Raw genomic sequence first — 20,596 nt, forward strand, 5'->3', positions numbered from 1 at the left:
GGTGGAATTTCTATCGCACGATATCATTAAATAAAATGTATCTACCGAAACCTCATTATCCCTTCCATTGGTTTAATTATTAATTCCTATTTTTAGCTAAATTACCTCGATAAAGCTAACATACGAATCGAGACCGTTAGGCAGCATAATTTTTTTGTGTTGGGAACTTCTATTTTTTACTTATCTTTGACGTTAGTAACGCAAAACAAAATTATTTGTGATAAAATCATTTGCAGACAAAGAAGCTGACAAAATTTGGAATGGAACCCAATCAAGAAAGCTTCCTGCTAATATTCAAAATGTAGCAAGAAGAAAACTGAGAATGATGAATAATGCTCAAAATATAAGTGACTTAAGAATTCCTCCAGCGAATCATTTAGAAAAGTTGAGCGGGAATTTAGAAGGTTTTCATAGCATAAGAATTAATAAGCAATGGAGAATAATATTTAAATGGGAAAATGACAATGCTTTCGAAGTTCAAATTGTTGATTACCATTAATTTCAAAAAGATAAAAAAATGAAAAAGTTAGAAAATATACATCCTGGAGAAATCTTGAAAGAAGAATTTTTAGATCCAATGGAAATTACTGCATATCGACTTTCTAAAGAAACTTTTATTCCGCAGACACGAATAAGTGAAATCATAAAAAAGAAAAGAAGAATAACTGCTGACACCGCTCTTCGACTTTCAAAATATTTTGGAACCACAGCAAAATTTTGGCTGGGATTACAAGATGATTATGATTTAGAAGAAGAAAAATCTTTAAAGGAGAAAGAATTCAATAACATAAAACCGTTAGAAAATAACGCAGCTTAACATCGGTTCATCGCAAATAACAGGTATCCTGGAAAAAGTATAATTTAGAAAACCAATAAAGTAAAACGGTAAGCCAACAAAACCGCGGCCTTATTCCCGCTACTTATCCAAAACCGTAACCGTTGAGCGTAAACCGTCAAAAAAATTATCACAAAATTTAAAAATGAAAATAGCCAAAATACTTACTTATTTTATAACACTTATTCTACTAAATAGCTGTTCTCTTAATAAAGCTATAAAGCATCTTAAAGAAGGAGAAACGGTACAGGAGAACTATAAAGTCACCTTCCCATTCGAAATTAAAAATGGATTTATAATTGTACCTGTAGAAATAGAAAATAAGAGTTATGACTTTCTTTTAGACACAGGTTCTCCAAACCTTGTATCAACAGAACTTGCTGAAAGTTTAATTTAAAGGCTATTGATTCTGCAAATGCAGGGGATGTTTATAATGAGAAAATAAAAAATAAGTATACAAAACTGGAGACAGTTAAAATTGGAAACGTAGATTTTTCTGGAACAACCGCTTTAATAAATGATTTCAACTCTGTATCAGTATGGTCTTCTTTAAATATTCACGGATTTATAGGCGCTAATTTAATGCAACACGCCATTTGGGATATTGATTTCAGAAAACAACAAATTACGATAACTGATAATGAATCAAAACTAGATATACCTGAAAATATAATTGAAAACAAGTTGTTTATCGGCGTGGCAGGAATACCCTCTATTGCTTGTAAACTGAATGAAAAGAAAGTCTGGAATTTCACCGTTGATTTAGGATATAACGGAGGTATAGTGGTACCATTTTCAGAATTTAAAAAGCAAACAGAAAATGGTGCAATTGTAGATTTTAAAAAATCAAATACAAAAGGTGTTACTGGAATTTACGGAGCAAAAAACACAACCAGGGAATCTTATATCGGAATTATTGAAGAAATAGAATTTGGAAATTCAACTTTAGAAAATGTAAAAGTTTATGCAGAGCAGTATTTAGAAAAGAGGTTTGGTTCAGATTTTTTAAAAAATTACCGTATTATTCTAAATTGGAATAGTAAAAAAATAAAGTTGATAAAAAATGAACAAACCAACGAATCCTTAGTAAACGGCCTACGCACAAAATCGGTTAAAGAAAATAGCTAGGTTTGACTTAAATTCTATATTTTAGAAATCTAAATTAAACCTGGTTACACCAGCAAGCTAGCTCTTCCCTACAGGCTACTTCCCTTAATTAAAACCATTGAGCAGATATGAAAATACTAACTATAATAACATTTTACTTAATTGTGGTTTCAAGTTCTGCACAAGCATTGGATGGAAAATGGATGATGACCAAAGAAGGTGATACTTATATTATTCCAGAAAATTTAATCTTAGAAATAAATTCCGATTCATTGAAATACTTTTCATTTGATCAATTTCAATCTTCAATTCCAATAAAAATTGAAAATAACAAGCTCATAGTAAATCAAACACAGACTGATATTGTTGAGTTTATAAATGAAGATAGAATTAAAATAAAAAGTCAGGAAAAGGATAAAAATTCATTGAACGAAACAGAATATGTAAGATTAAAAAAAACTAAGACAACATTATCACCAGAAGAAATTCAAAACTTATCTTTTAAGTTTAATTGGAATGATGAGAAGTTCAAAGTTATATTTAATAAGGAATTAGGAAGTCCGCAGGTCATGAGGATTATGGAAAAAGATGAATTGTCGAAAATTCGTCTTGAGAAAATTGATTCAACTTATTTCATTTCAATTTTACAATCTGGGAAAAGAAAAACAATTTTTCCAATAAAAGAGGTTTCTAATGATAAAATGATACTTTATGGAATGCCTAGAAAACCTTACGAAATAGTAGGTAAGAAAATCGAATAACATCTGCATCACAACAAGGGCTCATCGCCAATAGCCGGCAGCATTAGAAAGAAAATGATTAACCTGACCAATAGACTAATACGGTAACTACTAATCCGCGCCCACTACCCCACCAACTGGCGATAAATGGGATCGTTGCGAGCAATTTGCACAATGAAAATCTTAAAATGAATAGATCACTTTTTTTAACTTTTATAATATCAATTTTCGTTATTCATTTAAGTATAGCGCAAAGGAAAACACCTTTAGAATATATTCCAAATGGATATAAATTGTTTGAAAAATATAAAGGTGACTTAAATAATGATAACAGGGAAGATATTGTATTAATTATAAAAGACACCAAACAAGAAAATATTATAAAAAACAGGTTTGGAGATATTGTTGATCGAAATAGAAGAGGAATTATCGTAATTCTAGGTAAGGAGGATAACTATGAAAAAGTAGTTTTAAATAAAGACTGTTTTTTATCCGAAAATGAAGATGGTGGAGTCTATATGCCTCCAGAACTATGCATAAATATTGAAGATGAAAAATTGAAAATTCATTACGGCCACGGTAGATACGGATATTGGGAATATATTTTTAAATATTTGGAATCCGATTTCAAATTAATAGGATATGAATCAAGTGAAAATCACGGTCCAAAAGTGCTTTATCAGTCTAAAATAGATTTCATTAAAAAGGAAAAAACACTATCGGAAAACATAACTAAAGATCCTGAAGCTGAGGAAGAAATCTTTGAAATAATCTCTTACGATATAAAAATAGATGATTTAATAAAATTATCTGATATTAAAAGTTTTGAAGATCTTGATATGACAAAATTTTAAGAAGGCAAACAGTTCATTACAGCGGCTCATTGCGAATAGCCGCACCATTAGTAAGTATAATTAACCTGACCAACAAATCAATACTAATCCGACAAATCCGCGTTCGCTACTCCACCAAATGGGATGCTTATTGTGTTCTAAAACAAAAAATTATTTTAAGATTTCGGCTTATTTAGTTTTATTTGCGGACTAACCTAAAACCTAATCCAATTGAAAAAATTATTTTTATTATTACTGTTATTTATTAGTGGAATTTCGTGTCAAAAAGACGATGGTAATTCTCCATCGCCTGAACCTACACCTGAACCTACTCCTGTTGAGGAGAAAATATATGAAGGAGAAGTTTCTTTGGAAACTCAAATAGACGTAGAGAATTTTGGGGCAGAAGAATATACAGTGATAACAGGAGAACTTTATATCGGAAGTGACAATACAGATATATCAGATCTAAGTTCATTGGAAACTTTAAGGAAAGTGGAAGGAAGTATCTATATTCTTAAAACAACTGCAGAGAACTTAAAAGGTCTACATAATCTCGATACAATTAATATGGATTTACATATTAATAATAATCACCAACTAAGTAACCTAGAAGGTTTAGAAAGTCTAAAATATATCGATGCTAATTTCAACTTATCTTATAATGATAACCTGGAAAACTTAAAAGGTTTGAGCGAAGTAAGTTCTGTTCACACATTTTATATCCAAGGTAACAAATCCTTGACTTCTCTTTCCGGGATGGAAGCTATAAAGAAAGCTATTTATTATGGTTCGGTTTATAATAATGAATCTTTATCAGATTTATGTGGTATGAAGAATGCCTACCAAAATAGAGAAGAAGAGGATATGGAATGGACAATAGACAAAAATTTATACAACCCTACTCCTGAGGAAATTATTTCAGGAGTTTGTAAAAATTAAAATAAGCTTACCTATTGAAGAAATTGAAAAATCGTGTGATCTTCTATATTAACAGCATCTACAGAAGATTAGAGTTTCTCTGATAAGAAAAATTATTTACAATAATAACGGTTTATCGCTAATAAACGGCCACCATTAATAAGTAAATAATTAACTTGACCAACAAATCTGGTAAGCCAATAAGTGCGGTTCCTTACTTTCCTATCCTACAGCCAGAGCATTAAAGAATTTCAATTAAAAACAAATACGGAAATTATTTATGCAAAAACGGCTAGGTTTAAACTACATTAGCCGGATATGAAAAAGGAATTTATATTAGACCGCTTAAAAATCAGGAAACATGAGTGACCCAACAAATATCTGTTTGTCTTGTGGTCTCTGTTGTGATGGTACTTTAATTGGTTTTGTACAGCTGGAAAGTGAAGAACTCTCACCAGTAAGGAAGATGATGGAAATTGAACAAACGGGTGAAAATGGAATGTTTTTTCTACCCTGTAATGAACTTGGCTGCAATGGTTGTAATATTTATTCTCAAAGACCAAAGGCCTGTAGAAATTTTGAGTGTGGAGTTTTGAAATCTGTCGAAAAAAAGGAGTTGACTTTTGATAAGGCCACTGAAGTGATTGATATAGTAAAACAAAAAAAGATAGCTATTGAAAAACAAGTAGCAATATTACAAATTGAGCTACAATCCAAATCATTCCACTTTAAAATGCTCGAATTGAAAAAGTTATTCCGGAAAGATAAGTCAGAATTATTCTTATCAGAAAGCCATCAGGAATTAAAATTAAAGCTCAGCGAACTTGAAAAATTGTTATCAAAGAGTTTTGGTGTTGCATTTTAACAAATACTACAGGAAAAAAGCTTTTAAAATAGATATAGTGCACAACACTTTGAAATGTGTAAATGTTTCAACCCCTGGTTATTCCTTTTAACTAGTAAAAATAGTTTTTTTGATCGATACTAAAACTAAATTCCTGACTAACCAACCATTCCACGCAAAAACTCACATAAGTCCATACTTTCGTAACCAATCACTGTCGCAAATTAAACTTAATGAAAAGTTATTATTCTTAATTTTATTGATAGAGTTTACTGTAAAAATTAACTTTGATTAGGGTGAAAATTTTTATTACTTCAATTTAAGCCCTCGCTGCGTAGTTGACCGACTTCATTTAGCTAACCATTATAAATCTCTTTTAAAACTACGCTATATAACAGGAGAATAACACAAACCTGATTTAAGAATTTAAAGAAAGAATTATGAAGAAATTAATCTTAAATGATGGACAAAAATTACCAACAGTAGGCTTTGGAACTTATAAATCTGAAGGCCAGGAAGGAATTGAAGCAGTCTCTACCGCTATTTCCAATGGCTATTCGCTAATAGATACTGCTGCAGTTTATGGAAATGAAGAGACTGTTGGAAAGGGGATAAAAGCCAGCGGAGCTTCAAGAGAAGACATTTTTGTAACTACTAAATTATGGCGTGAAAATTTAGGTTATGAATCAACCAAAAAAGAATTTGAAAAATCTCTAACCAGGCTTGACCTGGAATACATTGATCTCTATTTAATTCACTGGCCTGCCAATGCTAAAAATTATGATAATTGGCAAAAAACCAATGCTGATACCTGGAGAGCAATGGAAGAATTACAAGCTGAAGGCAAAATAAAATCTATAGGAGTTAGCAATTTTTTTCAGGAGCATCTGGAGGCTTTATTTGAAACTGCCAAAGTTATTCCTGCTGTTAATCAAATAGAATTTCATCCTGGATATTGGCAACAGGAATTAGTTTCATACTGTAAAAAACAAAATATAACCCTGGAGGCATGGTCTCCTTTAGCCAGAGGAAAAGTATTTGAAAATGAAGTTTTGGAAGAAATCGCAAAAGCTCATAATAAATCGGTATCACAAGTTTGTTTACGATGGATAATACAACACGAGGTAATAGCCATCCCAAAATCTACAAACCCAGAAAGAATTCAGGAAAATATAGAACTATTCGATTTTGAACTAACATCGGCCGAAATGGAAAAAATAGATCATCTTCCAAAAATGGGTTTCAGTGGAGAACTACCTAACATTTGGCCAGATAAAGTTTAAAAAGTGCTTTAACTACAAACGAAGTCTTTTGAAATACGAGGAAATTTATAGCGCTTAAACAAGTGTCAAAAATTTAATTATTTAACATCTCTTTACGTAGCCTGCTTATTTCTTCGTATTTTGAAGGCTATGATCTTAAAGAAGTGTGCTTTTTTTATTGTATTTCTAATAATTTTGTTAGGTTGCTCCAAAGGAGATAGAGATTCTGCTGACGCAGTATTTGGAAGCAAACGTGAAGCTAAACCTTATAAGGTTTCTAAAGATCTTGAAGCCATAAAAGAAGATGGCGTTTTACACGCGATAACCATCTACAATTCTACAAGCTATTTTTTATATAAAGGAGTCCCTATGGGCTTCGAGTATGAGTTGCTATCGCGCCTCGCCAAAAACTTAGGTTTAAAGCTGAAAATCACCATTGCCGAAGATATTGATGATCTATTTGATATGCTGAACAATGGTAAGGGTGACTTAATTGCATATGGTTTAACCATAACCGAACCCAGAAAAAAGCTGGTGAGTTTTACAGAAAATCATTACGTAACCCACCAGGCTTTAGTACAACGAATGCCCGATAACTGGCGCTCCCTACCCGGCTATAAGATAGATAAACAACTAATTTCAAACACGCTAGAATTAAGCAACGATACCGTTTGGGTTAGGGAAAATTCATCTTATGCTGAAAGAATTAAAAACTTAGAAAATGAGATTGGTGCCGACATTCCGGTAGCGCATATTAACGGAAATGTCACTACAGATGAAATAATTAAAATGGTAGTGGATGGCGAAATCGAGAGAACAGTTGCTGATTACAATATTGCATCTATCAACAAAACCTACTACCCTATTCTAAATATTGATACCCGTGTTTCGTTTTCTCAACGTATAGCATGGGCAGTAAGACAGAATTCTCCAGAATTACTCAAGGCGATAAATAAGTGGATAAACAAAGAGAAAAAATCAGACGATTATTATGTGATTTATAATAAATATTTTAAAAATACCAGGTCTAACAGGAGTAGGATTAAAAGCGATTTTTACAGTAAAAACAGCAATAAGATTAGTAAATACGACGATATTATTAAAGAAAATGCTTCTAAATTAGGATGGGACTGGCGCTTCCTTTCTTCCCAGGTTTACCAGGAATCCAGATTTGATCCTACAGCAGAATCCTGGGCAGGTGCAACCGGCTTAATACAACTAATGCCGGCAACGGCAAAAGAAGTTGGTGTGAATAACAATTACAATCCAGAACAAAATATAAGAGGAGGCGTAAAGTATTTAGACAGGATGCGCGATAATTTTGAAGCTGTTGAAGATTCTATTCAAAAAGTAAAATTTACACTAGCCGCTTTCAACTGTGGTGCAGGTCATGTATACGATGCTATGCGTCTAGCTGAAAAACATGGTAAAAATCCCAATATATGGGACGAAAATGTAGAAGAATATATACTGAAATTAAAAGACAGGAAATACTACCTGGATGATGTGGTTAGACACGGTTTTGTTCGAGGAAGAGAACCATACAACTATGTAAGGGATATATTTTTACGCTACGAGCATTATAAAAAATTTATTGAAGAATAAGCTCTACTTTAAAAGGTTACGCCACTGTTTTTAGCATTTTTAATTGATAATATAATTAATCAATTTTAAACGCAACCTTTTACAAAATAATGCATCTACTTATAAACCATAATGATGAAAAAAATAATACTAGTCCTTATTTCTATTATTTTTATTGCCTGTTCAAAAGATGATGATAATGCGGATATCCCAGTAACTGAAAAAAATGTAGTTATTTCACAGGATGAAACTTACGAGTATGAATTTGAGTTTCCTGGTGATGAATCCGGATATAGTATTACCAGGCAGGCTGAAAGTTTTGAATTAAGTAATCTTCAACAAGATCCTGCAACTGGAGGTTTTATCTATAATTATAAAACGCAAGCTGATTTTACCGGAACTGATTTTGTTGAAATTTCATTAACTACCTATACGATAGGCTTAGATAAAACTTCAGTTACGAGAATTATTAGAATTAATTTCGAAATTCAAAACAAAAGCACAGGCCAATAATCCTAAAATCAGATAAAAACGCAAGGGTTTTATAATTCTTATTTAATATATTTTCAAAAACCTATTTCCTTGTCCTCTCAATAAAAACCTTTTGTAATTTCCTGGTAATGCTGTCTTTTCTGGCAGTATAGACTTTTTTATTCTTGTGGGTAATAGAGCTTATAGGAATTATTTGCGTGGTGGTGCCGGTGACAAAAATTTCATCTACTTCTACCAGTTCATCAATATGCACGGCCTTCTCAACCACCTTTATGTTTAAGTCGGCACAAATATTAATCACTTCTGCACGAGTAACGCCAGAGAGAATCTCGGGACCTTCGGGATGAGTATGCAGCACACCGTATTTTACAAAAAACAGGCTGGAGTGTGAACCTTCGGTAAAATATCCTTTGCGCACCAGCAGGTTTTCAGCAAAACCGGCAGCAATAGCTTCTTCGTTGGCCATCACATTCGCCAGAAGCGCTGTCGATTTAATATCACAACGATGCCAGCGCTTATCTTCAGTAGCCATAACTTCCCAGGTCTTATTTTCAAAACCTTCCAAAGCCACGGGAAAAGCATACAGTAAAATGCTGGTTTCAATCTTTTCGGGAATAAAATGACTTCTGGCTGCAGCTCCCCTACTTACTTGGATATAAACCGCAGCATCTGTTTCATTTAGATTAAGGCGGTCTAAGGCTTCATACATCAAATTTTCTAACGAAAACGCATCAAAAGTTACCTGTATTTGGTCCAGGGAATATTGAAGGCGTTTAAGGTGTTCTTTCAATTTAAATGCTTTGCCTTTATAAAATGGTGTAACTTCATAAACACCATCACCAAACATAAACGCCCGGTCAAAAACTGAAACATAAGCTTCATCCGGTTTTAGCCATTTTCCGTTTAAATAAACTTCCGAAGGATACTTCTTTTCAAGTTTCATAACATCTTTAAACTAATATTAATACTCTTCATTTTTCCATCGATGAAAAAACGAAGCAAAAAAATCTAGGCTTACGAAACTTTATCTAAATTTTGCGCTCGACACCTAAATTTTAGGAACTCGCCTCTATAATTCAACTGGAAAGAAAAAGACGTTCGGCTCAAACAGCCTAAAATTTTACGGTGCTTTCGCTTCAAATTTTACGATAAATTTTCGATAGGCCATTAAATGTTTGGGACGTTTTGTTTTGTAAACCTTTATTTTAACTAAAATACTGGTGCAGCTGCTGCAACCATTGTATTTCGTAATAACGCACAATACTTATCACAATTACACCGGCGGCCACATAAATCCAGGAGTAGGTATCTCTTTTTAGCATAATCCCGCCTATTACCGCAAAGACCACAAAAGGAATAGCCATAATAAGATTTGGCAAGGGCCAGGCATCACTAAATAACACCGCAATGATCTTCATGGCACCATAAAAAATACTGTAAAATAAAATGATCTTACTTATTAGCGCTTTTAAATTTCGTTGCTTCATTTACTCGTAATTTTCTGGAGATCTCCTGCGATTAGTAGTCTGTTCGAAAGCTAATGCCCATTGGTATAGTTTATCTTCTTGAGATGTTTTTGTAAAGAATGTCAGGCCTTTTGGGGCACCCTCTTGGTCATAACCCATGGGAACAGTAATAGCAGGATAATGAGCTACCGCTGCAAAACCGGCGTGATAATTATTGATGGATAAAATTCCATCTAAATTGTGCTCCTTCATGGGAGCATCAAAATACTTTTTACCCTTTGCGCTTAGATCACTTTTTATGGAATCCAAAGTAGCATTATCTGCAGAATCTTCTATGATTCCGGTGAATAAAGACTGGCCGTAAGGCATTCTTGCAATGGAATCTTCATTATTGAATTTCACAATATCTTCTACGGAAGAAAAACCGGTTTCACCACCATATTTTTCAAAATATTCAGGCAGATCTTTTTTCATATCCAGGCTTAATAAGCGAAGAAAATTATCCATCTCCACTTCTGCAGCTTCAAATTCTACAATTTCAGCTCCTAAATCTTTTAAATCCTGCACTGCACGATTATAAAGAGAATCTTCCATTAATTCTTTAAAAGCGCCAAAGCGTTTTCCTTCCAGGTTTTGATTTTCAAGATTAAAATCAGCGTTTTTCACTTCTACTGAAGCAGCATCTTTTTTATCTTCACCAATCATCGCTGAATACAAGATCGCATTGTCTATCACAGATTTTGTGATTGGCCCGGGCGTATCGAGGTAACTTGAAATAGGAACAATCCCACCCCGACTTAAATTACCGATAGTAGGTTTTAAACCTACCACAGAGTTTTGACTTGAAGGTGAAAGAATAGACCCGGAAGTTTCTGATCCTACCGCTACAGGAGCCAAATTAGCAGCCACAGCAACCGCGCTACCCGAACTTGATCCACCGGTATCAAAAATCTTTCTACCGTAAGGATTTAAAGTCTGCCCACCAACTGCAGAATATCCGCTTGGGCAATCATTGCAAAAGAAATATGCCCATTCGCTTAGATTGGCTTTCCCAAGGATTAGCGCACCATTATCTTTTAATTGCTGAACGATAAAAGCATCTTCGGTTTGGTTGTTTTCCAAAGCCATAGCCCCGGCGGTAGTCGCCATATTTTCTGTATTGATATTATCTTTAAGCAAAACCGGAATTCCAAAAATAGGATGATTTTCTGCAGCATTTTTGAGTTCCTCATCCTTTTTCTCTGCCTCTTCAAGTAAATTAGGGTTTAAAGAAATCACCGAATTTAAAGAAAGCTCATTTTCACGGTCAAATTGCTGAATTCTATAGAGATAAAAAAGGGAAAGTTCTTTATAAGTAAGTTCTCCATTCTTAATAGCCGTTTGGATTTCGGGGATATTTATATCAAAAATAAGCGGTTTCAGCTCATTATATTTTTCTTCAGAAAATTGAGCTAAGTCGCTTTTAAAAGGTGCCCATAAAGAATCCTGGGAAATATTCCTGGAATCTAAAACTTTAAATTCCATTTCCTTTTCAGTCTCTAGCGAATCTGTTTCACGATTATTTTCGAGATCTTCTTTAGATTTTTGATCGTTTCCGCAGGAAATTAAAGCCGGAAGTAAAAGAAGGAGTAAAAGTTTTTTCATCTAATTATAATTTCAAACGGAATAAAGTAATTCGCTACTTATAGCAAATCAAATTATTTGTTCCCAGCATCAAACTGGTTTATTGTTTAAAGAAAGAATCTACAAATTCATATTTATTAAAAACCTGCAAGTCTTCAATGCCTTCGCCTACTCCAATATATTTCACAGGAATTTGAAATTGGTCGCTAATGCCAATTACCACACCGCCTTTTGCCGTTCCATCCAGTTTTGTAACAGCCAGTGAAGTCACTTCTGTAGCCGCTGTAAATTGTTTTGCCTGCTCAAAAGCATTCTGTCCTGTAGAACCATCTAAAACCAATAAAACTTCGTGAGGCGCATTAGGAATCACCTTTTGCATTACACGTTTTACCTTGGAGAGCTCGTTCATTAAATTCACCTTATTATGCAACCTGCCGGCGGTATCGATTAGCACAACATCGGCATCTTGTTTTACGGCACTTTGCACCGTATCAAAAGCAACGGAAGCCGGATCGCTTCCCATTTTTTGACGTACTATTGGCACATCGGTTCTATCGGCCCAAATTTGCAACTGGTCTATGGCAGCTGCTCTAAAGGTATCGGCAGCTCCTAAAACTACTTTTTTACCGGCACTTTTAAATTGATGTGCAAGTTTCCCAATGGTCGTGGTTTTTCCTACGCCATTTACACCAACTACCATAATTACGTATGGTTTTACATCTGGCAACTGGATATTTGCGGCTTCCCCGGTTTCGGTTTCTGAAAGCAACCCGGCAATCTCTTCGCGAAGTATTTTGTTAAGCTCCTCGGTGCCCAGGTATTTATCGCGAGCCACGCGTTCTTCAATTCTATTAATCACTTTAATAGTGGTAGCCACGCCAAGATCACTACTAATTAGTACATCTTCTAGATCATCTAAAACCTCTTCATCTACTTTAGATTTTCCGGCTACAGCCTTACTCATCTTAGACATAAAGCTGGTCTTGGATTTCTCCAGCCCTTTATCCAGGTTTTCCTTTTTGTCTTTTGAAAATATCTTTTTAAATAAACTCATTTTTTGGAAGGTTTAAAATCAACAAATTCCGGAAACAAGCTTCCGAAATTTTTCGTTGTAAATATACGTAAATTACTTCGAGGCCAGCCCACAAAGCATTAAGAAGACTAATTTACAATTTCGAGATAAATCCAGGAATATTTAAATCTCGATTATCGATTAAAAACAAAAAGCCGTCCAGAGATTATCCAGACGGCTTAGTAAATGTTTTCAAGGAAGTTTGCTCGAATTACTTTTTCTTCAAAAAGTCGTTCACGTCTTCCGGAGCCATAATTTGTTCAACAAAAGTATAGGCACCAGACTTTGGAGATTTAACCATTTTTATTGCTTTGGTCAATCTCTTAGACCCTGTTTGTATCGATGCTACTGATTTCTTAGCCATAACTTATTATTTTATCTCTTTATGAACCGTCATTTTCTTAAGGATTGGATTAAATTTCTTTAATTCCATCCTGTCCGGCGTATTCTTTTTATTCTTGGTAGTAATGTATCTTGAAGTTCCCGGTTGTCCGGTAGCTTTATGCTCTGTACACTCTAGTATAACCTGTACCCTGTTTCCTTTCTTTGCCATTGTAATGTGTTTTTATGCTTCAGGATTATTTTTTCAAAAATCCTTTTTCTCTAGCCTCTTTAATTACGGCAGAGATGCCTTTTTTATTAATATCTTTAAGTGCAGATGTAGATACCTTTAAAGTGACCCATTTATCTTCCTCAGGAATAAAAAAACGTTTCTTTACCAAATTGGCATTAAATCTACGTTTGGTTTTGTTCATAGCGTGAGAAACATTGTTCCCAACCATTGCTCTTTTACCAGTAAGTTCACAAACTCTTGACATTGCTCTATTCTTTTCTCGTTATTTCAAAACAGGCTGCAAATTAACGATTTTTTCACCTAACAAACAATATTAATTTAAAAAAATATTCCAGGTTGTTGAAATTTTCCCGGCCATCCAATCTTTTAGCCAAAAACTCGCTGTTTACGTCCTGTTAGAAGGATCTCAATATAAAGGTTGGTTTAAATTTTAGCTACTAAGCTTATACGGAAATATTTAAACTTCTGAATTTCAAATCTTCCAGAAGGCAAATTTAAACTTTTAAGCCAAAAATTAAGCTCTTATGGATGCGTTTTAATCTGCTCAAACAGTTCTTCCCTAATCAATTCAATACTCTTATTTACCGCTTTCCCAATCACTTTATCACGATGATTCCCAAAGGTGAATTTTTTAGCATAAACTTTATCCGGCGTTGCAATTCCTATAAATACAGTACCAATATCGGCATCGCTATCGCCCTTGGTCGGGCCGGCATTTCCAGTGGTAGAGATCGCATAATCGGTTTTAAAGATCTCCCGAACATTTTTAGCCATAGCCATAGCTACTTCTTCGCTCACTACAGAATGTTCTTCGATCAACTTCTTATCTATTTTCAGCACATCTACTTTAGAACTCGTGGCATAACTCACCACACTGCCTTTGTAATAATTGGAAGCCCCCGGTGGGGTAGCAAATAAACTACCCAGTCTTCCTCCTGTGCAACTTTCGGCTGTAGAAATAGTTGCTTTATTCTTTAAGAGTAATCTTGAAATTTGAATTTCTACCGGTTCATCATCTTCGTAACCTACGATGATGTCGCCAATAATACTATGAAGATCACTAATAAGACTTTCTACACTGTTTTTTAGATGTTCTTCATTATCGCCTTTAGCGGTTAAGCGCAAACGAACGCGCCCCAAATTTGGCAAATATGCCAACCTGATGTAAGGCGGCAAGCCATCTTCCCAGGCTTCAATTTTTTCAGCAATGGCGCTCTCTCCCATCCCGTAGGTTAATACGGTTTTATGCAGAATTACCGGACGCTTAAAATTTTGCTGAAGCCTTGGTATTACCTCATCTTCAATTAAAGCTTTCATCTCAAAAGGAACGCCAGGCAGAGACACATAAGCTTTGCCTTCACTTTCAAACCACATTCCGGGTGCGGTCCCAAATTTATTCATCAGGGCCAGGGCTTTTGAAGGCAACAAGGCTTGTTTTTTATTGAGATCTGAAATTGGAGTATCTATATATTTCTCAAAGAGAAATTCGATATGTTTGAGCACCTCCTCGTTATTCACGAGTTTATCCTCAAAAAATTCACACAAACAATCTTTGGTAATATCGTCTTTGGTAGGGCCCAATCCACCGGTAATGATTATGATATCGGCTCGAACTTTAGCCTCATTTAAAGCTTCCAGGATATGACTTCTCTCATCCTCTACGGTAGAAATTTGCTTTACCGAGATCCCGATTTTATTAAGTTCTTTCGCGATAAAAGCTGAATTGGTATCTACGATCTGCCCAATAAGGATTTCATCTCCAATGGTAATTATTTCTGCTTTCATTCCAGCTCAAAATCTCTTTTAAGGGCAATAGTCGCCACATTTACCTTTTTGGTTATTTTAGTAGCAGCTTCAGGTACATCGTCTTTTTTCTTTCCGGCCTTTGCCCAGGATTCTATCACTTTTACCTCATCCATAAGCTCCAATCCAAAAAGTTGCAAATTTGGTTTCATTTTATGGGCGTATTGGTAAGCCAGTGTTGGGTTATCGTTAGAAATAGCTTCATTCATCGCCTCTACATCTGGCGGAATTTCCTCTAAAAAAGTTTGCACCACCACCTTCATGAAATCATCGTCACCACCGGCCATTTCTTTAACTTCACTTAAATTGTAGTTGCTCATATCGCTATTTTGTTTGAATTGAAAATATTTGTTTGTCTTCTATAAAGCCTGTTAATCTATCTTCTGCGGAAACCTTGCCAACTCCGGCCGGGGTTCCTGTAAATATAATATCGCCTATTTTTAAGGTGAAAAATTGGGAAACATAAGCAATTAGTTCATCAATCTTCCAAAGCATCAGCTCTGTGTTGCTTTTTTGAACGGTTTCCCCGTTCTTCTTTAAACTAAAGTTAAGCATATTTATATCGGCTACCGAATCTTTAGCTAACCATTTTTCGCCTATAACCGCGGCGCCATCAAATGCTTTGGCCTTTTCCCAGGGCAAACCTTTTTCTTTTAATTTTTGCTGAAGATCTCTCGCGGTAAAATCTATTCCGAGGCCAATCTCATCATAATATTTATGTGCAAATTTCTCCTGAATATGTTTTCCTACTTTTTTGATCTTTACCAAAACTTCTACTTCATAATGTACTTCTTTAGAAAAATCTGGTATAAAAAAAGGTTGTTTCTTTAATAAAATGGAAGTATCAGGTTTTAGAAAAATAACCGGATCTTCAGGTTTTTCGTTCTGTAATTCAGAAATATGATCGGTGTAATTTCTACCTATACAAATTATCTTCATGCTTCAATAATTAATCGGTTAGGGTTATTTTAAAAGCCGGCGCCGGAACTCCTCCTTTAAAAACCGAATGAGAATTATCTAAATTATTCATTTTTTTCCATCCATTAGTATCCTTAAAAAAGGAATTGAAATTTTCATCCTCTTCTTCCAGCACACCTTTAAACACCGGCAAATATTTAACTACCTTAAAATCTTCGTAAATAAGCGTATCGGTTTGCCTATAAACACGGTAATCTTTTTCTTCAATATACTTGTTTTCTTCAATAAACAAATGCTCTACTGCTACAAAAAAGCCTTCTTTTGGTATAGGAATTCGATACCTAAGCATTGGAATTTTAGTTTTAAAACGGTTATCGCCGCGTTCTATAATTAAATTCGAGGTTAATAGATCTCTACCTGGTTTTCCGTTTTCGCCAACTTCTAATATTCTTAACCTGAACTTTGATTTCCTATTCGTTTTTATATCGGCAGAAAAAAACCGGACCTCTACCTCCTCCAAAAAGCAGCCTGCCTTAAAATTTTCGGGTCTTGCGTAGTAGCGAGCTATCATACTTGGAAACTGCCCACCGCTAAAATTCCCCAAACCTATGCTTTCCCTTCCGCGAAAATCATTGATCTTTTCAGAATTATTTTCGGTGATATTATATAACTGAACTTCAGAAAGTGAGTTTACTGCTGGCTCCAATTTCACAACCCTGCTATTAAGATCGGTGAGGTTTATATTCCTGGTTTTAAAACCTACGTAACTAAATTTTAAGCTAGCGGAAGTATCTGCACCTTTTATCACAAAAGAAAATCTTCCCTGCGCATCTGTAGAAGTGCCTTTATGTTGCTCTTCTAAAACAATATTCACATAGGCTAAGGCTTGTGAAGTAACGGCATCTACCACCTGACCTACCACACGATTTTCCTGGGCTATAGAAAAATTGTAGCACAGCAAAAACAGTATGATAAAGCTTTGCTTCATTGCTTGTTAGGACAATTTATTATTAAGCTTTCTTAGCTTTATAGCGGTAAGCACTTTTTTAGTGTACAGCGGGAAATCGGCATTCTGGATCCATCCATAATAACCTGGTTCGTCTTCCAGCACCTTTTCTACATTTTTACCTTTAAATTTTCCGAAAGCAAAAACTTCTTCCCCTTTCTTATCGAACGCAATAAATCCGGCGAAATCAGCAAAACGTTTCCTGGAAGAATAATCGGCCAGGTATTTCATATCATTTTGCAAATCTTCATAACGGTCTAGTTGAGATTTTAAAACTTCGTAAGTAGCCGTGGTATCGGCTTCGGCACTGTGGGCGTCTATTAGATCTTTTCCGCAGTAAAACTGGTAAGCGGCTGCTAAAGTTCTTTGTTCTTTTTTATGAAAAATGGTTTGCACATCTACTGCCACCACGTTTTTCATTTCAAAATCTACGCCGGCACGTAAAAGTTCTTCTACCAATAAAGGAATATCAAAACGATTAGAATTATAGCCTCCAAGATCGCATCCTTTTATCATATCATGAACCTGCGAAGAAAGTTCTTTAAAAGTAGGCTCATTAGCTACTTTTTCATCTGAAATCCCGTGAATAGCAACAACTTCTTTGGGAATTGGCATTTCAGGATTTACCAGCCAGGTTTTGCTTTCCTTGTTTCCGTTAGGAAAAACTTTAAGGATGGCAATTTCTACAATACGGTCTTTCGCTACATTTGTTCCTGTAGTTTCCAGGTCAAAAAAACAAATGGGTTTGGTTAAGTTTAATTCCATAAAAGGAGCTTGATTTTGGGGATAAAGATACTATAATTTATGAGCTTTGCTTTTCCAGAAACTTGCAATTTGAGCTCTTGTGAACAAAAATAAATTACATTTTTTACCTTTGAATTTATTAAAATAACCAGGATGCTTAAATATATTGCGTACGTAAGCAGGCAAAGTCACATAATCACTGATAGGGCTTTAAAAGAATTGCTTGAAGAAGCGCGAAATAACAACACTGCGAGTGCAATAACCGGAATGCTAATCTATTTTCATGGAACTTTTATTCAATATATTGAAGGAGAAGAAGAAAATGTTGATTGGCTGTATAGTAAAATAGCCAAAGACAAACGCCACCAAAACATAACCGAACTGGATTCTGGCTTCAATAAAGAAAGAGCTTTTTCTGACTGGTCTATGGCCTTTAAAAGGCTACACAAAAATGAAGCTTTTGAAATTCTTGGTTACAAAGATTTGGAAACTGCGCAACTCTTTGATAATTATCAAAGCCCGGATGAGCATCCTGCTTTAAACCTATTAAATAATTACGTAAAGAATCTTTGACTACAATACCAAAAAGCTTTAAAAAGAAAAAACCGGCTAAAATAAGCCGGTTTTTTTTGAATATTATTTGTATTTATATTTCTCGATCTTTGTCAAATCCTTCAAGATATTGCGCTACACGTTGTACAAATTGGCCACCAAGCGCTCCATTTACGACCCTGTGATCGTAACTGTGCGAAAGGAACATCTTGTAACGAATTCCAATAAAATCGCCATCTGGAGTTTCTATTACCGCGGGTACTTTTCTAATGGCTCCAAGGGCAAGAATTGCAACTTGCGGCTGGTTAATTATAGGAGTTCCCATAATACTTCCAAAAGTTCCCACGTTGGTTACGGTGTAAGTTCCACCCTGAATATCGTCTGGCTTTAATTTATTCTGGCGGGCACGATTAGCAAGATCATTTACCTTTTTAGCAAGACCAACAAGGTTAAGCTGATCGGCATTTCTAATTACCGGTACTATTAAATTTCCATCTGGAAGAGCTGCCGCCATCCCAAGGTTTATATTTTTCTTCTTAATGATCTTATCGCCATCTACCGAAATATTGATCAATGGGAAATCACGAATTGCTTTTGCCACGGCTTCCATAAAAATTGGAGTAAACGTAAGTTTTTCTCCTTCTTTTTTCTGAAAATCGTTTTTGTGTTTGTTTCTCCAATTCCAGATGTTAGTAACATCTACCTCAATAAAAGATTGAACGTGAGCTGAAGTTTGAGCGCTATCTACCATGTGGTGTGCGATCATTTTACCCATTCGGCTCATTTCTATAATCTCATCTTCTCCTGAAGGGACTACTTTTTCAGAGTCGGCTTTGGCGCCGGCCATTTTGCCGGTATCTGCAGAAGGTGCTTGTTTTGCCTTTGGCTTTTGCTTAGTTGAAGTTCCTTTCTCACGGTTTTCAACGTAAGCTAAAATATCGTCTTTAGTCACGCGGTTATCTTTACCGGTACCTTCTACTTCTTCTAACTCGTCAAGGTCTATTCCTTCTTCTTTTGCTATATTCTTTACCAGTGGAGAATAAAACCTAGAAGCATCAGAAAAATCTTTACTTCCTGCAGTTTCTTTTGCAGCCTCTACACTTTCGGCTACTTCCTCAGCATATTCCTCTTCTTCACCTTCATCGTCAAGATCAAGGTCTAGTTCATCATCATCGCTACCGGCAGGAATTTCACCTTCGGTTTCAATAATAGCTATGGTTTGGCCAACCTGCACTACATCATCGGCTTCAAAAAGTTTTTCTACCAATTTTCCTTCTACTTCGCTGGGGACTTCACTATCTACTTTATCTGTAGCGATTTCCAATACCGGCTCGTCGGCTTCAATGGTATCTCCAACTTCTTTTAGCCAGTTGGTAATCGTTGCTTCGGCGACACTTTCGCCCATTTTTGGTAGCTTAAGTTCAAACTTTGCCATATCTATAATTGAAAGCTTATTTTAAGGTTTATGTTTGCGAATTTAATGAAAATCCAAGTTTAAAAGTATTAAAAAATCAATAAATTAAATTCTCATTATATATTTTCTCTCGTAGAAATGAAATCCGCTTTTGGGTAAAATTACAATTTCATAAGCTGAAACTAAATTTTTCAGTAGAAATATTATTGATTGAGTGGAAGTTTTCGAGGATCCTGTCGTGTATCAAAAACATGTAGAATTCTAATAAGAGTTTCATTTGGAACACTATAAAAAATAGAACTATGCTTTGTTACCACACATTTATAAAATCTCTTTTCTTTTGAGAGTGCAGGAAACTGATAAGGATTTATCTTAATTAGCTCTACCGAGTGGTCTAAGGTATTAAAGAAATTTTCACTAACTGTCTTGCTCCAATTATTTTCAAGATAATCAAGAATATTGTCTAACTCCCTTATGGCTGAAGGAGCCCAAATAACTTCCCTTTTAGAAGCCATATTTATCTTTTACTTTTCTTGCAACTTCTTTATGAGGAACTCCTGCTGCTCTACCTAAACTTTTTTCAGCATTTTCAATTCTTTTTTTTTGCCAATCAGGCATTAAATCCCACTCCTCAAGGTGATAATCGGTTTGCGGTTCCTCAATATTCTCTTGTTGATGAAAATTTTCAATTAACTCCTGAACTTCAATTAATTGAGCTTCATTAAGTCCCTCTAATTTTTCAATAATCGCTTTTTTAAATGCTGAAATTTCCATCTGTTTATTTTTTTTAGCGCGAAGCTCACTTA

The 20,596-nt window shown here is 34.9% G+C and carries 27 protein-coding genes; 12 read left to right on the forward strand and 15 right to left on the reverse strand.

All coding sequences use genetic code 11. From position 1 onward, the window contains the following. Positions 1-217: 217 nt before the first annotated feature. The 11 genes from APB85_RS00005 to APB85_RS00050 all read left to right on the forward strand — a co-directional run bounded on the left by APB85_RS00005 (position 218) and on the right by APB85_RS00050 (position 8,639). Entirely contained in the window at positions 218-499 is a 282-nt protein-coding gene (locus tag APB85_RS00005; RefSeq protein WP_057480111.1) for a type II toxin-antitoxin system RelE/ParE family toxin, read from the forward strand. An 18-nt stretch (positions 500-517) separates the two neighbouring features. Next, positions 518-817 carry a HigA family addiction module antitoxin gene (locus APB85_RS00010; protein WP_011709863.1) on the forward strand — a complete coding sequence of 100 codons (300 nt, stop codon included), beginning with the start codon at positions 518-520 and terminating at the stop codon, positions 815-817. Between the two features lie 163 nt (positions 818-980). After that, positions 981-1,232, forward strand: a complete 252-nt coding sequence (locus APB85_RS17445) for a pepsin/retropepsin-like aspartic protease family protein (RefSeq protein WP_063870554.1) — start codon at positions 981-983, stop codon at positions 1,230-1,232. A 185-nt stretch (positions 1,233-1,417) separates the two neighbouring features. Then, entirely contained in the window at positions 1,418-1,963 is a 546-nt protein-coding gene (locus APB85_RS17450; protein ID WP_063870555.1) for a hypothetical protein, read from the forward strand. A gap of 107 nt (positions 1,964-2,070) precedes the next feature. Next, positions 2,071-2,703, forward strand: a complete 633-nt coding sequence (locus APB85_RS00020) for a hypothetical protein (RefSeq protein ID WP_057480112.1) — start codon at positions 2,071-2,073, stop codon at positions 2,701-2,703. Between the two features lie 167 nt (positions 2,704-2,870). Further along, complete coding sequence (locus APB85_RS00025) at positions 2,871-3,536, forward strand: hypothetical protein (protein WP_057480114.1); 666 nt, start codon at positions 2,871-2,873, stop codon at positions 3,534-3,536. A gap of 210 nt (positions 3,537-3,746) precedes the next feature. Beyond that, a complete protein-coding gene (locus tag APB85_RS00030; RefSeq protein WP_057480115.1) occupies positions 3,747-4,457 on the forward strand; it encodes a receptor L domain-containing protein in 711 nt (236 codons plus the stop codon). Positions 4,458-4,797: 340 nt separating this feature from the next. Then, positions 4,798-5,301 (forward strand): YkgJ family cysteine cluster protein, encoded by a 504-nt coding sequence (locus APB85_RS00035; RefSeq protein WP_057480116.1) that lies wholly within the window; start codon positions 4,798-4,800, stop codon positions 5,299-5,301. Positions 5,302-5,720: 419 nt separating this feature from the next. Further along, positions 5,721-6,563 carry an aldo/keto reductase gene (locus APB85_RS00040; RefSeq protein ID WP_057480118.1) on the forward strand — a complete coding sequence of 281 codons (843 nt, stop codon included), beginning with the start codon at positions 5,721-5,723 and terminating at the stop codon, positions 6,561-6,563. A gap of 174 nt (positions 6,564-6,737) precedes the next feature. Further along, positions 6,738-8,147, forward strand: coding sequence for an MltF family protein (locus tag APB85_RS00045; protein WP_233432778.1), 1,410 nt, complete (start codon positions 6,738-6,740; stop codon positions 8,145-8,147). Positions 8,148-8,258: 111 nt separating this feature from the next. After that, complete coding sequence (locus APB85_RS00050; RefSeq protein ID WP_057480120.1) at positions 8,259-8,639, forward strand: hypothetical protein; 381 nt, start codon at positions 8,259-8,261, stop codon at positions 8,637-8,639. 61 nt (positions 8,640-8,700) lie between these two features. On the opposite strand, the gene APB85_RS00055 is transcribed toward APB85_RS00050, so the two are convergent. The 12 genes from APB85_RS00055 to APB85_RS00110 form a co-directional block, all read right to left on the reverse strand. Then, complete coding sequence (locus APB85_RS00055; RefSeq protein WP_057480121.1) at positions 8,701-9,561, reverse strand: aminotransferase class IV; 861 nt, start codon at positions 9,559-9,561, stop codon at positions 8,701-8,703. A gap of 262 nt (positions 9,562-9,823) precedes the next feature. Beyond that, on the reverse strand, positions 9,824-10,105 hold the full coding sequence (locus tag APB85_RS00060; RefSeq protein ID WP_057480122.1) for a hypothetical protein: 282 nt from the start codon (positions 10,103-10,105) through the stop codon (positions 9,824-9,826). Beyond that, positions 10,106-11,728, reverse strand: coding sequence for an amidase family protein (locus APB85_RS00065; protein WP_057480123.1), 1,623 nt, complete (start codon positions 11,726-11,728; stop codon positions 10,106-10,108). It abuts the gene before it with no gap. A 79-nt stretch (positions 11,729-11,807) separates the two neighbouring features. Beyond that, positions 11,808-12,761 carry a signal recognition particle-docking protein FtsY gene (gene ftsY / locus APB85_RS00070; protein WP_057480124.1) on the reverse strand — a complete coding sequence of 318 codons (954 nt, stop codon included), beginning with the start codon at positions 12,759-12,761 and terminating at the stop codon, positions 11,808-11,810. A gap of 229 nt (positions 12,762-12,990) precedes the next feature. After that, positions 12,991-13,143, reverse strand: coding sequence for a DUF4295 domain-containing protein (locus APB85_RS00075; protein ID WP_070054108.1), 153 nt, complete (start codon positions 13,141-13,143; stop codon positions 12,991-12,993). A gap of 6 nt (positions 13,144-13,149) precedes the next feature. After that, complete coding sequence (rpmG, locus tag APB85_RS00080; protein ID WP_057480125.1) at positions 13,150-13,332, reverse strand: 50S ribosomal protein L33; 183 nt, start codon at positions 13,330-13,332, stop codon at positions 13,150-13,152. A 25-nt stretch (positions 13,333-13,357) separates the two neighbouring features. After that, positions 13,358-13,597: a 50S ribosomal protein L28 gene (rpmB, locus tag APB85_RS00085; protein WP_057480126.1), complete on the reverse strand. Its 240-nt coding sequence runs from the start codon at positions 13,595-13,597 to the stop codon at positions 13,358-13,360. Between the two features lie 278 nt (positions 13,598-13,875). Continuing rightward, positions 13,876-15,138 (reverse strand): competence/damage-inducible protein A, encoded by a 1,263-nt coding sequence (locus APB85_RS00090; protein WP_057480127.1) that lies wholly within the window; start codon positions 15,136-15,138, stop codon positions 13,876-13,878. Then, positions 15,135-15,476: an Hpt domain-containing protein gene (locus tag APB85_RS00095; protein WP_057480128.1), complete on the reverse strand. Its 342-nt coding sequence runs from the start codon at positions 15,474-15,476 to the stop codon at positions 15,135-15,137. The genes APB85_RS00090 and APB85_RS00095 overlap by 4 nt, the downstream gene beginning before the upstream one ends. Positions 15,477-15,480: 4 nt before the next feature. Next, the gene (locus APB85_RS00100; RefSeq protein WP_057480129.1) at positions 15,481-16,095 is read right to left on the reverse strand and encodes a fumarylacetoacetate hydrolase family protein; all 615 of its coding nucleotides are present in this window, start codon (positions 16,093-16,095) and stop codon (positions 15,481-15,483) included. Positions 16,096-16,105: 10 nt separating this feature from the next. Next, a complete protein-coding gene (locus APB85_RS00105; RefSeq protein WP_057480130.1) occupies positions 16,106-17,062 on the reverse strand; it encodes a carboxypeptidase-like regulatory domain-containing protein in 957 nt (318 codons plus the stop codon). A 6-nt stretch (positions 17,063-17,068) separates the two neighbouring features. Further along, on the reverse strand, positions 17,069-17,845 hold the full coding sequence (locus tag APB85_RS00110) for a 3'-5' exonuclease (protein ID WP_057480131.1): 777 nt from the start codon (positions 17,843-17,845) through the stop codon (positions 17,069-17,071). 132 nt (positions 17,846-17,977) lie between these two features. Here APB85_RS00110 and APB85_RS00115 point away from each other — a divergent pair, with 132 nt between their 5' ends. Beyond that, positions 17,978-18,397, forward strand: a complete 420-nt coding sequence (locus APB85_RS00115; protein WP_057480132.1) for a BLUF domain-containing protein — start codon at positions 17,978-17,980, stop codon at positions 18,395-18,397. 73 nt (positions 18,398-18,470) lie between these two features. Here the strand turns inward: APB85_RS00115 and APB85_RS00120 are convergent, their stop codons facing one another. The 3 genes from APB85_RS00120 to APB85_RS00130 form a co-directional block, all read right to left on the reverse strand. Next, positions 18,471-19,811, reverse strand: a complete 1,341-nt coding sequence (locus APB85_RS00120) for a dihydrolipoamide acetyltransferase family protein (RefSeq protein WP_057480133.1) — start codon at positions 19,809-19,811, stop codon at positions 18,471-18,473. 182 nt (positions 19,812-19,993) lie between these two features. Next, positions 19,994-20,305, reverse strand: coding sequence for a type II toxin-antitoxin system RelE/ParE family toxin (locus APB85_RS00125; RefSeq protein ID WP_057480134.1), 312 nt, complete (start codon positions 20,303-20,305; stop codon positions 19,994-19,996). Further along, positions 20,295-20,564, reverse strand: a complete 270-nt coding sequence (locus APB85_RS00130; RefSeq protein WP_146035364.1) for a hypothetical protein — start codon at positions 20,562-20,564, stop codon at positions 20,295-20,297. Before APB85_RS00130 ends, APB85_RS00125 begins: the two co-directional genes overlap by 11 nt. Positions 20,565-20,596: the final 32 nt, after the last annotated feature.

Source organism: Salegentibacter mishustinae, assembly GCF_002900095.1.
In the GTDB taxonomy this organism is placed as follows: Bacteria; Bacteroidota; Bacteroidia; order Flavobacteriales; family Flavobacteriaceae; genus Salegentibacter; species Salegentibacter mishustinae.

Bases quoted from the DNA above. Each gene is read 5' to 3' on its own strand.
- APB85_RS00010 (WP_011709863.1), top strand. From the start codon at position 518: ATGAAAAAGTTAGAAAATATACATCCTGGAGAAATCTTGAAAGAAGAA.
- APB85_RS17445 (WP_063870554.1), top strand. From the start codon at position 981: ATGAAAATAGCCAAAATACTTACTTATTTTATAACACTTATTCTACTA.
- APB85_RS17450 (WP_063870555.1), top strand. From the start codon at position 1,418: ATGCAACACGCCATTTGGGATATTGATTTCAGAAAACAACAAATTACG.
- APB85_RS00020 (WP_057480112.1), top strand. From the start codon at position 2,071: ATGAAAATACTAACTATAATAACATTTTACTTAATTGTGGTTTCAAGT.
- APB85_RS00025 (WP_057480114.1), top strand. From the start codon at position 2,871: ATGAATAGATCACTTTTTTTAACTTTTATAATATCAATTTTCGTTATT.
- APB85_RS00035 (WP_057480116.1), top strand. From the start codon at position 4,798: ATGAGTGACCCAACAAATATCTGTTTGTCTTGTGGTCTCTGTTGTGAT.
- APB85_RS00040 (WP_057480118.1), top strand. From the start codon at position 5,721: ATGAAGAAATTAATCTTAAATGATGGACAAAAATTACCAACAGTAGGC.
- APB85_RS00050 (WP_057480120.1), top strand. From the start codon at position 8,259: ATGATGAAAAAAATAATACTAGTCCTTATTTCTATTATTTTTATTGCC.
- APB85_RS00055 (WP_057480121.1), bottom strand. From the start codon at position 9,561: ATGAAACTTGAAAAGAAGTATCCTTCGGAAGTTTATTTAAACGGAAAA.
- APB85_RS00060 (WP_057480122.1), bottom strand. From the start codon at position 10,105: ATGAAGCAACGAAATTTAAAAGCGCTAATAAGTAAGATCATTTTATTT.
- APB85_RS00065 (WP_057480123.1), bottom strand. From the start codon at position 11,728: ATGAAAAAACTTTTACTCCTTCTTTTACTTCCGGCTTTAATTTCCTGC.
- ftsY (WP_057480124.1), bottom strand. From the start codon at position 12,761: ATGAGTTTATTTAAAAAGATATTTTCAAAAGACAAAAAGGAAAACCTG.
- APB85_RS00075 (WP_070054108.1), bottom strand. From the start codon at position 13,143: ATGGCTAAGAAATCAGTAGCATCGATACAAACAGGGTCTAAGAGATTG.
- rpmG (WP_057480125.1), bottom strand. From the start codon at position 13,332: ATGGCAAAGAAAGGAAACAGGGTACAGGTTATACTAGAGTGTACAGAG.
- rpmB (WP_057480126.1), bottom strand. From the start codon at position 13,597: ATGTCAAGAGTTTGTGAACTTACTGGTAAAAGAGCAATGGTTGGGAAC.
- APB85_RS00090 (WP_057480127.1), bottom strand. From the start codon at position 15,138: ATGAAAGCAGAAATAATTACCATTGGAGATGAAATCCTTATTGGGCAG.
- APB85_RS00095 (WP_057480128.1), bottom strand. From the start codon at position 15,476: ATGAGCAACTACAATTTAAGTGAAGTTAAAGAAATGGCCGGTGGTGAC.
- APB85_RS00100 (WP_057480129.1), bottom strand. From the start codon at position 16,095: ATGAAGATAATTTGTATAGGTAGAAATTACACCGATCATATTTCTGAA.
- APB85_RS00105 (WP_057480130.1), bottom strand. From the start codon at position 17,062: ATGAAGCAAAGCTTTATCATACTGTTTTTGCTGTGCTACAATTTTTCT.
- APB85_RS00110 (WP_057480131.1), bottom strand. From the start codon at position 17,845: ATGGAATTAAACTTAACCAAACCCATTTGTTTTTTTGACCTGGAAACT.
- APB85_RS00115 (WP_057480132.1), top strand. From the start codon at position 17,978: ATGCTTAAATATATTGCGTACGTAAGCAGGCAAAGTCACATAATCACT.
- APB85_RS00120 (WP_057480133.1), bottom strand. From the start codon at position 19,811: ATGGCAAAGTTTGAACTTAAGCTACCAAAAATGGGCGAAAGTGTCGCC.
- APB85_RS00125 (WP_057480134.1), bottom strand. From the start codon at position 20,305: ATGGCTTCTAAAAGGGAAGTTATTTGGGCTCCTTCAGCCATAAGGGAG.
- APB85_RS00130 (WP_146035364.1), bottom strand. From the start codon at position 20,564: ATGGAAATTTCAGCATTTAAAAAAGCGATTATTGAAAAATTAGAGGGA.